9 protein-coding genes and 1 tRNA gene are annotated in these 12,461 nt (G+C 73.8%); 5 read left to right on the forward strand and 5 right to left on the reverse strand.

The genetic code is table 11. The features are described 5' to 3' along the window. Nucleotides 1-44: 44 nt before the first annotated feature. The 4 genes from ACQ393_RS08970 to ACQ393_RS08985 all read right to left on the reverse strand — a co-directional run bounded on the left by ACQ393_RS08970 (nucleotide 45) and on the right by ACQ393_RS08985 (nucleotide 6,265). The gene (locus ACQ393_RS08970) at nucleotides 45-3,545 is read right to left on the reverse strand and encodes an error-prone DNA polymerase (protein ID WP_430646482.1); all 3,501 of its coding nucleotides are present in this window, start codon (nucleotides 3,543-3,545) and stop codon (nucleotides 45-47) included. Continuing rightward, nucleotides 3,545-5,158 (reverse strand): DNA polymerase Y family protein, encoded by a 1,614-nt coding sequence (locus ACQ393_RS08975; protein ID WP_430646483.1) that lies wholly within the window; start codon nucleotides 5,156-5,158, stop codon nucleotides 3,545-3,547. Before ACQ393_RS08975 ends, ACQ393_RS08970 begins: the two co-directional genes overlap by 1 nt. An 8-nt stretch (nucleotides 5,159-5,166) precedes the next feature. Next, a complete protein-coding gene (locus ACQ393_RS08980) occupies nucleotides 5,167-5,898 on the reverse strand; it encodes a hypothetical protein (protein ID WP_430646484.1) in 732 nt (243 codons plus the stop codon). Nucleotides 5,899-6,180: 282 nt separating this feature from the next. Continuing rightward, a tRNA-Leu gene (locus ACQ393_RS08985) sits at nucleotides 6,181-6,265 on the reverse strand. A gap of 208 nt (nucleotides 6,266-6,473) precedes the next feature. On the opposite strand from ACQ393_RS08985, the gene ACQ393_RS08990 reads away from it, so the two are divergent. Together ACQ393_RS08990 and ACQ393_RS08995 are read left to right on the forward strand one after the other, a co-directional pair. Beyond that, complete coding sequence (locus ACQ393_RS08990; RefSeq protein WP_430646485.1) at nucleotides 6,474-7,814, forward strand: M20/M25/M40 family metallo-hydrolase; 1,341 nt, start codon at nucleotides 6,474-6,476, stop codon at nucleotides 7,812-7,814. A gap of 73 nt (nucleotides 7,815-7,887) precedes the next feature. Further along, complete coding sequence (locus ACQ393_RS08995; RefSeq protein ID WP_430646486.1) at nucleotides 7,888-8,709, forward strand: undecaprenyl-diphosphate phosphatase; 822 nt, start codon at nucleotides 7,888-7,890, stop codon at nucleotides 8,707-8,709. Nucleotides 8,710-8,791: 82 nt separating this feature from the next. On the opposite strand, the gene ACQ393_RS09000 is transcribed toward ACQ393_RS08995, so the two are convergent. Continuing rightward, nucleotides 8,792-9,700, reverse strand: a complete 909-nt coding sequence (locus tag ACQ393_RS09000) for a PAC2 family protein (RefSeq protein ID WP_430646487.1) — start codon at nucleotides 9,698-9,700, stop codon at nucleotides 8,792-8,794. Nucleotides 9,701-9,777: 77 nt separating this feature from the next. On the opposite strand from ACQ393_RS09000, the gene ACQ393_RS09005 reads away from it, so the two are divergent. The 3 genes from ACQ393_RS09005 to ACQ393_RS09015 are packed head-to-tail and all read left to right on the forward strand — an operon-like array spanning nucleotide 9,778 to nucleotide 12,450. Further along, a complete protein-coding gene (locus ACQ393_RS09005) occupies nucleotides 9,778-10,452 on the forward strand; it encodes an HAD family hydrolase (protein ID WP_430646488.1) in 675 nt (224 codons plus the stop codon). After that, nucleotides 10,449-11,468: a tRNA (adenine-N1)-methyltransferase gene (locus ACQ393_RS09010; RefSeq protein WP_430646489.1), complete on the forward strand. Its 1,020-nt coding sequence runs from the start codon at nucleotides 10,449-10,451 to the stop codon at nucleotides 11,466-11,468. Before ACQ393_RS09005 ends, ACQ393_RS09010 begins: the two co-directional genes overlap by 4 nt. A 40-nt stretch (nucleotides 11,469-11,508) precedes the next feature. Beyond that, on the forward strand, nucleotides 11,509-12,450 hold the full coding sequence (locus ACQ393_RS09015) for an FKBP-type peptidyl-prolyl cis-trans isomerase (RefSeq protein ID WP_430646490.1): 942 nt from the start codon (nucleotides 11,509-11,511) through the stop codon (nucleotides 12,448-12,450). Nucleotides 12,451-12,461: the final 11 nt, after the last annotated feature.

Here is a 12,461-nt window from a genome sequence, read left to right on the forward strand (position 1 = left end):
GTCGGGGCAGTGCACGGGAGGTCGGCCCGCCGTCGGGCCGCGGGTCAGCGGAAGTCGCGCGACCGGTTCGTCGTCGACACCGTGAGCGGCTCGAACCGGTCGGCGACGAGGTTGACGACGCCCTCACGCGAGCGCTCGAGGATGCCCCGCACGACCATCGCGGGCGCCTCGCGCGCGATGCGGCGATACCTCGTCCAGACGCCGACGCTCGCGATCACGTTGAGCGTGCCCGACTCGTCCTCGAGGTTCATGAACGTGATGCCGCTCGCGGTCGCCGGTCGCTGCCGATGCGTCACCACGCCGCCGACCTCGATGCGCCGACCCGATTCGGCGCCGTGCAGGCGGTCGATGCGCACGACCCCGCGCTCGTCGAGCCGGTCGCGTACGTGCCGGATCGGATGGTCGTCGGGGGAGATGCCCGTCGCCCACAGGTCGTACACGACCTGCTCGGCGTCGTTCAGCATCGGCAGCAGCGGCGGCTGCACCACGACGACCGCGCCGGGCAGGTAGTCGGCACGATCCTGCGCCGCCTCGCCCGCGAGCCAGAGCGCCTGCCGCGGCCGCAGGTCGAAGCACTCGAACGCGCCCGCCGCGGCGAGCGCCTCGAGCTGCGCCGCGTCGAGGTCGGCGCGCCGTGACAGGTCGGCCATGTCGCGATACGGCCCGTGCGCGTCGCGTTCGGCGACGATCCGCTCGGCGACCGTCGCACCGATCGAGGTCACGTCGGCGAGCCCGAGACGCACCGCGAACGCACCGTCGCGGCGGTGCTCGGCCGAACGGTCGGGTGCCGTGCGGTCGAACGGCCCGACGGGGGGCTGGTGCCCGTCCGTGCAGGCCGGCATGCCGGTGGGTCGACGGATGCCGCGGGCCCCCGCCGCGGCATCCGTCGCCTCGATGCCCGCCTCGCCTGCCGGACGGAACGCCTCGAGCGCCTCGAGCCCGGCGTGCACGCCCGAGCGCGCGAGGTCGGGCCGCAGCAGCTCGACGCCGTGCCGGCGCGCGTCGGCCGTGAGCGTGTGCGGCGAGTAGAACCCCATCGGCTGCGCGCGCAGCAGCGCGGCCAGGAACGCCGCCGGGTAGTGCAGCTTCAGCCACGAACTCGCGTAGACGAGCAGGCCGAAGCTGATGGCGTGGCTCTCGGCGAAGCCGAAGTTCGCGAACGCCTCGATCTTCTCGTAGATCGCGTCGGCGGTCTCGGGGTCGATGCCGTTGCGCTCCATGCCCGCGTAGAGCTTCGCCCGCAGCCGCTCGATCTTCTCCACCCCGCGCTTCGAGCCCATCGCGCGCCGCAGCAGGTCGGCGTCGGCCGCGTCGCAGTCGCCGACCGCGACGGCCATCTGCATGAGCTGCTCCTGGAAGAGCGGCACCCCGAGGGTGCGCCGCAGCACGGGCTCGAGCTTCGGGTGCAGGTAGCTCACCTGCTCCTCGCCCGTGCGGCGCCGGATGTAGGGATGCACCGCGCCGCCCTGCACCGGGCCGGGGCGGATGAGCGCGATCTCGACGACGAGGTCGTAGAAGCAGCGCGGCTGGAGGCGGGGGAGCGTGCCCATCTGAGCGCGCGACTCGACCTGGAACACCCCGATCGAGTCGGCGCGGCACAGCATGTCGTAGACCGCGGGCTCCTCCTTCGGGATGGTCGCGAGCTCCCACTCCTCGCCGGCGTGCTCGCGCACGAGGTCGAACGTGTACTGCAGTGCGGCGAGCATGCCGAGCCCGAGCAGGTCGAACTTCACGAGGCCCATCCACGCGCAGTCGTCCTTGTCCCACTGCAGCACGGTCCGGTGCTCCATGCGGGCGTGCTCGATCGGGCACACCTCGCCCACGGGACGGTCGGTGAGCACCATGCCGCCCGAGTGGATGCCGAGGTGGCGTGGGAAGGTCAGCAGCTGCTCGGCGAGTTCGATCACCGAGTCGGGGATGTCGTGATCGTCGGTCTCGACGACCGAGCCCCAGCGCTCGACCTGCCGCGACCACGCATCCTGCTGCCCGGTCGAGTAGCCGAGGGCCTTCGCCATGTCGCGCACCGCGCCCTTCGGCCGGTAGCTGATGACGTTCGCGACCTGCGCCGCGTTGTGCCGACCGTACCTGCCGTAGACGTACTGGATGATCTCCTCGCGCCGGTCGGAGTCGAAATCGACGTCGATGTCGGGCTCCTCGTCGCGCAGCGCCGACAGGAACCGCTCGAACGGCAGCTCGTAGTAGATCGAGTCGACCCCGGTGATGTCGAGCACGTAGCAGACCGCCGAGTTCGCCGCCGAGCCGCGTCCCTGGCAGAGGATGCCGCGGCGGCGCGCCTCCTGCACGAGGTCGTGCACGATGAGGAAGTACCCGGGGAAGTCCTTCTGCTCGATCACGTCGAGCTCCTTCGCGAGCCGCTCGCGCACGTGGTCGGGCAGGCCGGGGTAGCGCCGCTCGGCGCCGCGCCACGTGAGCTCGCGCAGCCACGACATGGGCGTGTGCCCCTCGGGCACCTCCTGTCTCGGCAGCCTCGGGCGGGCGCTCCGCAGCCGGAACGACAGGTCGTGCGCGAGCGTCACCGAGTGCTCGACGGCGCCGGGGTACCGTTCGAACCGGGCGAGCATCTCGGCGCCGGAGCGCAGGTGCAGTCCGTCGGTCGCCGGCAGCCACCCGTCGAGCTCGTCGAGGCTGCGCCGCGCCCGGACCGCCGCGAGCGCCGAGGCGAGTCGGTGCTCGCCCGGGGTCGCGTAGTGCACGGCGTTCGTCGCGAGCACCGGCACGCGGGCGCGGGCCGCGAGCTCGGCGAGCGCGTCGTTGCGAACCTGGTCGAGCGGGTCGCCGTGGTCGGTGAGCTCGACCACGACGTGGTCGCGGCCGAACAGGGCGACGAGGCGGTCGAGCTCGCGCCACGCGGCATCCGCCCCGCCCTCGCCCGCGAGCGCACGGCGCACCGCACCCTTGCGGCACCCGGTCGAGACCACCCAGTGGCCGTCGGCGCGCGCCGCCAGGTCGTCGAGGTCGTAGACCGGCCGGCCCTTCTCGCCGCCCGCGAGCTGGGCCGCCGTGATCGCCGAGGCGAGCCGGTGGTAGCCCTCTTCCCGTGCGGCGAGCACGAGCAGGTGGTCGCCCTCGGGATCGGCCGCGCCCATCTGCGGCTCGGTGAGGCCGAACGAGAGCTCGGCGCCGTAGACGGTCTCGAGCTCGGGGTACGCCTCGGCCGCCTCGGCGAAGCGCACGATGCCGTAGAAGCCGTCGTGGTCGGTGATGGCGAGGCCGGTGAGCCCGAGCCGGTGCGCCTCCTCGACGAGCCGCTCAGGGCCCGACGCCCCGTCGAGGAAGCTGAACGTCGAGTGCGCGTGCAGCTCGGCGTACGGCACGACCGGCCTTGCCGGCGAGTCAGTCGGCGGCTCGTCGGCCTCCGGCGGGCGGTACGGATGCCGCTTCCGGCTCCAGGCGGGACTGTCGCCGCCGTCGCCCAGCACCTTCGAGCGCCCGCCCGTCGCCCCGGATCCGCTGCCCGGCCGCTGCCGATCGGAGAGCCGCCGCTCGAGCTCGGACCATGGGATCTCGGGGTTGTTCCAGCCCATCAGTCGTACCTCGCCTCGGCCCACCAGCCCTCGTCGTCGCGCACGAGCAGCCACGCGCACCCGTCGTGGTCGACCACCTGGAACCGGTGCACGCGGCGCGCGCGTTCGGCGTCCCACCAGCGTTCGACGACGGGCCACGGCCCGGCCCACGCGCGCACGGGCGCCGGCCGGCCGCCGCCGACCGCGAACGACGCCGGCGCCGCGGAGATCGCCCCGCGCGCGTCGACCGCCACGGAGGCCGTCTCGGCGTCGACGAGCGCCACCGGCAGCCGCTCGCGGAACACGCTCGCGGGCGCGAGCGCGGGCAGGCTGCCCGGCCAGGGCGCCTCGGGCGCGACGCGCTCGGGCGCCCGATCGCCCCACGGCACGAGCACCTGCCGATCGGCGAGCATGCGCCCGCCGCCGATCGTCGCCGTGACCACGCCCTCGTGCCCGAGCATGCTCTGCACGCGCGTGAGCCCGTGGTGCACGCGCTCGTCGGGACCGCCGCCCCAGAGCCCCTCCTCGTGATTGCCCGTCGAGTCGACGCGTTCGGGCGCGACCCGCAGGCGCACGATGGCGGCCTCGAGCCCCGCGTCGGCCGTGCCCGACCCCTGCAGCTGCCAGCGCACCCGGTCGACCACGTCGGCCGGGGTGAACCAGTGCGGGTGCAGCCAGCTGCGGCTCGAGTGCCCGCCTCGGTCGTCGTCGAGCTCGACCCGGATGCCGGTGCACACGAGCCGCACGGACCGCATCCGCTCGATGAACTCCTCGGCCCGCACGCGGAACGCGAATGCGAGCTGGTCGATGCGCTCGAGCGGCGGCTCGAAGTGCTGCTCCACCTCGAATTCGGGCGGGGGAGTGCGCGGCGCCACGCGCGACTGCTCGCGCCCCGCGGCCCGGTCGTGCGCGAACGCGCCGGCCGCGCCGAAGCGCCGCCGCACGTCCTCCTCGGGGAGGGCCGCGAACTCCCCGAGGGTCCGGACGCCGAGCCGGTGAAGCAGCGTCGTGGTGCGGGCGTCGGCCACGAGCGAGACCGGCAGCGGTGCGAGGAACCGCGCCGACTCGCCCGGCGGCACCGCGAACGCCCGCGGGGGCGTGCCCGCCGCGGCCGCGGCATCCGCTGCACCGGCCGTGGTGGCCGCCGTGGCGACGGCACCCCCGGTGGTGCCCGCCGTGCCCGCCGTCCGCGCCGCCTGCTCGGCGGCGAACGGCCCGTCGGCGACGCCCACGCGTGCGCCCGCGATGCCGAGCCCCGCCGCGGCCGCGAGCAGCGCCCGCGCCGCGGCATCCTCACCGCCGTAGTAGCGCACCGGACCGCGCGCCCGCATGGCGAGCGTGCCGGGCCGCAGCACCTGCACGCCCGGGACGATCGCCTCGACGCCGCGCACCACGGGCTCGAACGCGCGGTGGTCGAGCGCGGCGTCGTACTCGAGCACCGCCAGCGCGGTCGAGCGGTACTGCGCCTCGCGGAGCCGGAGCCCGCGCGTCACCCCGTCGCGCCGGGCCGCGGCCGAGCACGAGTGCACGAGCCCCTTCTCGGTGAGGGCGACGGGCAGCGCGGGGTCGATGCCGTGCTCGCGGCACGCGGCGAGCACCGGCCAGTCCGGGCACCAGAGGACGATGGTGCGCACGGCCGCGCTCACGAGGCCCTCGCGGCGAGGTCGGGTCGGTGCCGGGGAAGGTCGTCGACCGCGGCGAACCCGAGGTCGCCGGCGGGCAGCCGAAGGCGTCGTCGATCGCCCCGCCCGACCTCGCCGCGACCGGTGACCCGCACGACGACCTCGCGCTCGGCGAGATGCCCGTGCCCGTGGTCGAGTCCGGTCCAGTCGCTCCGCTCGAGTTCGAGCCGGGCGTCGCTGCCGGGCCAGTCGCCGTCGACGAGGAGCAGGGCGCCCCGCTGGCGCAGCCGCGCGGCGAATCGCGACGCCTCGGCGGGCGCGAGCCGCCCGTCGGGCCGCACGGCGACCACGGGGATCACATCGGCGAGGGCGGCCGCCACCGTCAGCCACTGCCGGCCGGGGTCGGGCACGAGCACGAGCCGCTCCAGGTCGATGCCGAATCGCGCCGCGGCCTCGACGCCGAACTCGGGGATGCCCGAGACCGCGACCCAGCGGCCGCTCCGCGACGGCCCGGCCAGGGCGGCCATGAGCAGCGTGATCGACCCCTCGACCTGCACGACCGCGCCCTCGCGGAGCGCGCCGCCGGGCAGCACGCTCGCGAGCGCGGGGTGCGTGGGGACCGTGCGCGTGTCGAGCCTCGTCGCCTGCATGCCGCGGATGCGCGCCTGGAGTTCCCCGACCCGCTCGAGCCGCGCCGCCGACGCCGTCTCGGCTGCGACCGGGACGGCCGGGGCGGGTCGGGGAGCGGTCATCGTCACTCGTCCATGTTCGAACACATGTTCGAATGTGGCAAGTCGTGGATGCCACGCGTCCACACACCACCGGGGGCGTCGCGCGCCCCCGGGTGGTGCCGACGGGCGCTGCCGCCCGCAGCAGTTCTCAGGAGCCAGGCGCCGAATGCAGCGCTTCTCAGGAAGACACGCCGTCGGAAACGGCGACACGCCGGAGAACTCCTGAGAACGGCATGCCGCACGCGCGGGGGAGGTGAAACGCAAGAAGGCCGGATCCGAAGATCCGGCCTTCTCGACAACGCGTGCGCGAGGGGGGACTTGAACCCCCACGCCCTATACGGGCACTAGCACCTCAAGCTAGCGCGTCTGCCAATTCCGCCACCCGCGCGTTGTCTCGGCCCTGATCGCTCAGCGGCCGTAGAAGAGATTAGCACGGTTTCGGAGGCCCTCCGACCACGCCCAGGCCGCCCGGGCCGTCCGCGCCGCAGAGACGCCGATCAGCCGTGGAAAGCACGTTTCCGACCGTCCGCCGGGGGAGCGGATGCCGCGGCAGCGCGCCGACGGCGGTCGCCGCGGCGCACGCTAGCGTGGACCGCATGGCCGAGACGCTCCCGACGACCCCCGCGCCCGAACCCGCGCCCGAGCCGGTGCTCGACGAGACCGCGGTCATCGCGCGCGACCTCATCCGGTTCGACACCACGAACCACGGCGAGGGCCGGTCGAACGGCGAGCGCGAGGCCGCCGAGTACGTCGAGGCACGGCTGCGCGCGATGGGCCTCGACCCGGTCATGCTCGAGTCGGCGCCGGGCCGCGCGAACGTGGTCGCCCGTATCCCGGGTGCGAACCCCGACAAGCCCGCGCTCGTCCTCCACGGTCACCTCGACGTCGTGCCGGCCGACCCGCGCAACTGGAGCGTCGACCCGTTCGCGGGCGAGATCCGCGACGGCATGCTGTGGGGGCGCGGCGCGGTCGACATGAAGGACATGGACGCCATGATCCTCACCGCCGTCGGCGACATCCTCGCCGACGACCGGCTGCCGGAGCGGGAGCTGATCCTCGGGTTCTTCGCCGACGAGGAGGCCGGCGGGCTCTACGGCGCGAGCTGGCTCGTCGACGAGCACCCGGCGCTCTTCGCCGGCGCGACCGAGGCGATCAGCGAGGTCGGCGGCTACTCGATCACGGTCGGCGGGCAGCGCGCCTACCTCCTGCAGACGGGGGAGAAGTCGCTCGTCTGGATCCGCCTCGTCGCCCACGGCACGGCCGCCCACGGGTCGCGCCGGGTGGGCGACAACGCCGTCACCAAGCTCGCCGAGGCGATCGCCCGCATCGGCCGGCGCGAGTGGCCGCTGCGGCTCACGGGCACCACGCGCGAGCTGCTCGCGGCGATCGCGGGCGCGCTCGGCGTCGACCCCGAGCAGGTCTCGCCCGACGAGCTCGCGCTCGCGACGGGGTCCGCGTCGGGGTTCATCACCGCGACGCTCCGCACGACATCGAACCCGACGCTCCTGCAGGCCGGCTACAAGCACAACGTCATCCCCGACCGCGCGGAGGCGCTCGTCGACGTCCGCACCCTGCCGGGCGAGGAGGATGCGGTGCTCGCCGAGCTCGCCGACCTCGTCGGTCCCGACGTCGACATCGAGATCGTGCACCGCGACGTCGGCCTCGAGGCTCCGACGCGCGGCCCGCTGGTCGACGCCGTCACGAACGCCCTGCACGCGCACGATCCCGAGGCGACGGTCTTCCCGTACCTGCTGAGCGGAGGCACCGACAACAAGTCGCTGTCGCGCCTCGGCATCGCGGGCTACGGCTTCGCGCCGCTGCGCCTGCCCGACACGATCGACTTCCCGGCGATGTTCCACGGCGTGGACGAGCGCGTGCCGCTCGACGCACTAGTCTTCGGTAGGCAGGTCCTGAGGGACCTGCTGCTGGCGTACTGACGGCGTCGGCGCTCGTTTCCCGACCACGACGGTCCCGTGCCCTTCGCGCGTCGAGGGGCGGAAGGATGCCCCCTTGCTCGAAGCCCTGATCCTCGGCCTCGTGCAGGGACTCACCGAGTTCCTGCCGATCTCCTCGAGCGCGCACCTGCGCATCCTGGGGGAGTTCCTGCCCAACGCGGCCGACCCGGGGGCGGCGTTCACCGCGATCACGCAGCTCGGCACCGAGGCGGCGGTCGTCGTGTTCTTCTGGCGCGACATCGTGCGCATCATCCGCCAGTGGTTCGGGGCGCTGCGCGGCAGCGTGCCCCGCAGCGACCCCGACGCGCGCATGGGCTGGCTCATCATCGTCGGCTCGATCCCGATCGTCGTGCTCGGGTTGCTGTTCCAGGACCAGATCGAGACCGTGTTCCGATCGCTGTACGTCGTCGCGACCATGCTCATCGTGTTCGGCATCGTCCTCGGCCTCGCCGACTGGGCCGGCGCGAAGCGCCGCAAGCTCGACGAGCTGACCTACCCGCACGGCATCTACTTCGGCCTCGCGCAGTCGCTCGCGCTGATCCCCGGCGTGTCGCGGTCGGGCGGCACGATCACCATGGGCCTGCTGCTCGGCTACGAGCGTGCCGCCGCCGCGCGCTACGCGTTCCTCCTCGCCATTCCCGCCGTGTTCGGCTCGGGCTTCTACCAGCTGTTCAAGAGCTGGGGCGAGCCGGCGGTGTACGGCCCGCTCGAGACGGCGCTCGCCACGGCGGTCGCGTTCGTGGTCGCCATCCTCGTGATCGCCTTCTTCATGCGCTGGATCTCCCGGCACAGCTTCCTACCGTTCGTGATCTACCGCATCGCGCTCGGCGCGACGGTGTTCGTACTGCTCGGCACGGGCGTGCTCGAGCCGTTCTGATCGGACCGTCGGCGCCCGCGGGCGCGCCACCCGGGCCGCCCTGCGGCCGTGCGCCCGGCGGTGAATGCGAGCGGATGCCTCGTCAGGCCCCGTCGCGCGGCCGCCACGGGCCGCCGCCCGGCTGGTCGCCGCGGCGGCGCAGGTACCGCTCGAACTCCTGGGCGATGGCCTCGCCGGATGCCTCGGGCGCGTCGACCGCGTCGCGGGCCTGCTCGAGCTGGGTGATGTACCCGGCCATCTCCTCGTCGTCGGCGGCGAGCGCGTCGACGCTGGACTCCCACGCCTTCGCCTCGTCCTCGAGCGAACCGCGCGGGATGCTGAGGCCCGTGAGCTCCTCGACCTTGCCGAGGAGGGCGAGCACCGCCTTCGGCGACGGCGCGTTGTGCACGTAGTGCGGGACCGAGGCCCAGAGCGACACCGTCGGGATGCCGACGCGCTCGGCCTGGTCGGCGATCACGCTGAGGATGCCGACGGGTCCCTCGTAGCTCGATCGCTCGACGCCGAGCGCCGCCCGCACCTCGGGGTTCTCGCTCGAGGCGAAGACCGAGAGCGGACGCGTGTGCGGGGCGTCGGCGAGCATGGCGCCGAGCAGGACGATGCCCTCGATGTCGGCGGTGAGCGCGGCGTCGATGAGCTCGGCGGCGAAGCCCTTCCAGGTGCGTGCCGGTTCCGCGCCGAGGAGGACGTGCAGCCGGTCGGCGCCCGGGCCGGTGACGACCTCGTCGTCCTCGGGGAGGGGCTCGCCGCTCGGCCCGAGGATGGCGGCGCCGGGCCAGCTGAGCCGGCGGGTGCCGTCGGCCGCGGTCTCGATCGTCGGGCGCGTGAACTGGTAGTCGAAGTAGAGCTCGGGGTCGACCGCGGCGATCTCGACGAGGCCGAGCCGTTCGGCCAGGAGCCGGGCGGCTCCCGTGGCGGCCTCGCCCGCGTCGTTCCATCCCTCGAACGCCACGACGAGGAGTCGTCCGCCCTCGAACCCGGTCGGCTGCTGCACTCGGTCCGCCCCGCTTCCCGAGCCCGGAACCTCCGGACTCACCTCCACAATAGGCCGTGCCGATAGAATCGCCCGTTGTGACCAAGCGCCTCCCCGCCGCCGTCCTCTGGGACATGGACGGCACCCTCGTCGACACCGAGCCGTACTGGATGCGAGCCGAGATCGAGCTCGTCGAATCGTTCGGCCGCACCTGGACCCACGACGATGCGCTGCGGATGGTCGGCATGGGCCTGTGGGACGCGGCGGAGGTGTTCCGCGCCGCGGGCGTCGACCTGCCCGCCGACGCGATCGTGGAGCGGCTCACCGAGCGCGTCCGCGAGCAGCTCGCGCAGCACGGCGTGCCGTGGCAGCCGGGCGCCCAGGCGCTACTGAAGGAGCTGCGCGAGGCCGGCATCCCGACCGCGCTCGTGACGATGTCGATCCGCTCGATGGCCGAGGACGTCGTGGGCGCCATCCCGTTCGCCGCCTTCGACGAGCTCGTCACGGGCGACGAGGTCGCCGCCCCCAAGCCGCACCCCGAGCCGTACCTGGCGGCCGCGGGCCGCCTCGGCGTCGACATCGCCGACTGCGTGGCGATCGAGGACTCGCCGACCGGGCTCGCCTCGGCCGCCTCCGCGGGGGCGGTGACGATCGGCGTGCCGCACATGCTCCCGCTCGACGAGGCGCCCTCCGACGTCGTCTGGGAGACCCTCGCCGGCCGCACCCTCCACGACCTGGTCGAGGTCGCGACGACGAAGCGGGCGGGCGCATGAGCCGCGGCGAGGCGAGCGGTCCGTTCCGCGCCGGCGATCGGGTGCAGCTCACCGGCCCCAAGGGGCGCATGCACACGATCACCCTCGAGCCCGGCAAGCTCTTCCACTCGCACAAGGGCGCGATCGCGCACGACGAGATCATCGGCCTGCCCGACGGCTCGGTGGTCGCGAACGCGGTCGGCGTCGAGTACCTCGCGCTCCGGCCGCTGCTCAGCGACTTCGTGATGTCGATGCCGCGCGGTGCGGCGATCGTCTACCCGAAGGACGCGGTGCAGATCCTCGCGCAGGCCGACGTCTTCCCCGGTGCGACGGTCGTCGAGGCGGGGGTCGGCTCGGGCGCGCTCTCGCTGTGGCTGCTGCGCGCCCTCGGCCCGACGGGCCGGCTCATGTCGTTCGAGCGTCGCGAGGAGTTCGCCGCCGTCGCACGGGGCAACGTCGCGACGTTCCACGGCGAGGAGCCGGCGAACTGGTCGATCACGCTCGGCGACCTCGCCGAGGCCCTGCCCGAGCAGGCGCCCGCGGCATCCGTCGACCGCGTCGTGCTCGACATGCTCGCGCCCTGGGAGTGCCTCGACGCGGTGTCCACCGCGCTGAAGCCCGGCGGGGTGCTGCTGTGCTACGTCGCGACCGTCACGCAGCTCTCCCGGGTCGCCGAGTCCATCCGGGCGACGGGGTGGTACACCGAGCCTGTCGCGAACGAGACCATGGTGCGCGGATGGCACGTGCAGGGACTCGCCGTCCGTCCCGACCACCGCATGATCGCGCACACCGGGTTCCTCATCACGGCGCGCCGGCTCGCGCCCGACACGGTCCTCCCGGAGCTCAAGCGCCGACCGTCGAAGACCGAGTTCAGCGACGAGGACGTCGAGGCGTGGACGCCGGGCGCGCTCGGCGAGCGCAACGTCAGCGACAAGGTCCTGCGCAAGCGCGCGAGGGCAGCGGATGCCGCGGCACGGAGTTCGCGCGTCGGCGACGACGAGTCGCCTGCCGACACCGACCCCGCCGACGCCGACTAGGCTGTCTGCGCCCCGTTCACCCGATACGAAACGAGGATCCGTGCGCCTCCCGCTCGCACTCACCGTCACCGCGACCGCCGTCGCCCTCGCCCTGACCGGCTGCGCGTCGGCGCCCGAGCCGCAGGCCGGGGCCGGCGCCTCCTCCGACCTCGTCGAGGTGCGCGGCGACTTCGGCGACACGCCCCGCGTCGACTTCCCGACGCCGCTCGTGCCCGGCGAGACCCAGTGCACCGAGCTCGTCGAGGGCTCGGGCGACCACCTGGTCGACGGCCAGCAGGCCCTCGTCGGCCTCGCGGTGTACAACGGCACGACGGGCGACGAGATCCAGGTCACCGGATTCGGCGACGAGGAGGCGGTTCCCGTCGTGCTCGGCGCGAACACGCTGACCGGGCTGCGCACGGGCCTCAGCTGCGCGCGCGAGGGCTCGCGCGTCGCGGTCGTGATCCCGCCGGCCGACGGCTTCGGCGAGGAGGGCAACGCGTCGCTCGGCATCGGACCCGACGACAGCCTGGTCGTGATCTTCGACGTCCAGGAGGCGTTCCTGCCGAAGACGAACGGCTCGCCGCGCATCACGCGCGACGGGTTCCCCGCCGTCGTCACCGCGCCCGACGGCCGCCCCGGCATCACCGTGCCCGACGAGGAGCCCTTCGAGACCACCGAGGTCGAGGTCCTGAAGCAGGGGTCGGGCGAGACCGTGGAGTCGGGCGACCGCGTGGTCGTGCACTACACCGGCGTCCTCTGGGACGGTGGCGACGTCTTCGACTCCAGCTGGGAGAACGGCGCCCCGGCCTCCTTCGTGGTGAGCGACGGCGCGGACTCGCAGGTCATCCCGGGCTTCTCCGAAGCGCTCATCGGGCAGCAGGTCGGGTCGCAGGTGGGCGTCGTGATCCCCCCGGAGGACGGCTACGGCGACGCCGAGCAGGCGGGGATCCCGGCGGGATCGACGCTGTTCTTCGTCATCGACATCCTCGGCGTGGTGTGAGGTCGGGCGGC

This window comes from Agromyces sp. GXS1127 (assembly GCF_050565425.1).
In the GTDB taxonomy this organism is placed as follows: Bacteria; Actinomycetota; Actinomycetes; order Actinomycetales; family Microbacteriaceae; genus Agromyces.

Bases quoted from the DNA above. Each gene is read 5' to 3' on its own strand.
- ACQ393_RS08980 (WP_430646484.1), bottom strand. From the start codon at position 5,898: ATGACCGCTCCCCGACCCGCCCCGGCCGTCCCGGTCGCAGCCGAGACG.
- ACQ393_RS09010 (WP_430646489.1), top strand. From the start codon at position 10,449: ATGAGCCGCGGCGAGGCGAGCGGTCCGTTCCGCGCCGGCGATCGGGTG.
- ACQ393_RS08970 (WP_430646482.1), bottom strand. From the start codon at position 3,545: ATGGGCTGGAACAACCCCGAGATCCCATGGTCCGAGCTCGAGCGGCGG.
- ACQ393_RS08990 (WP_430646485.1), top strand. From the start codon at position 6,474: ATGGCCGAGACGCTCCCGACGACCCCCGCGCCCGAACCCGCGCCCGAG.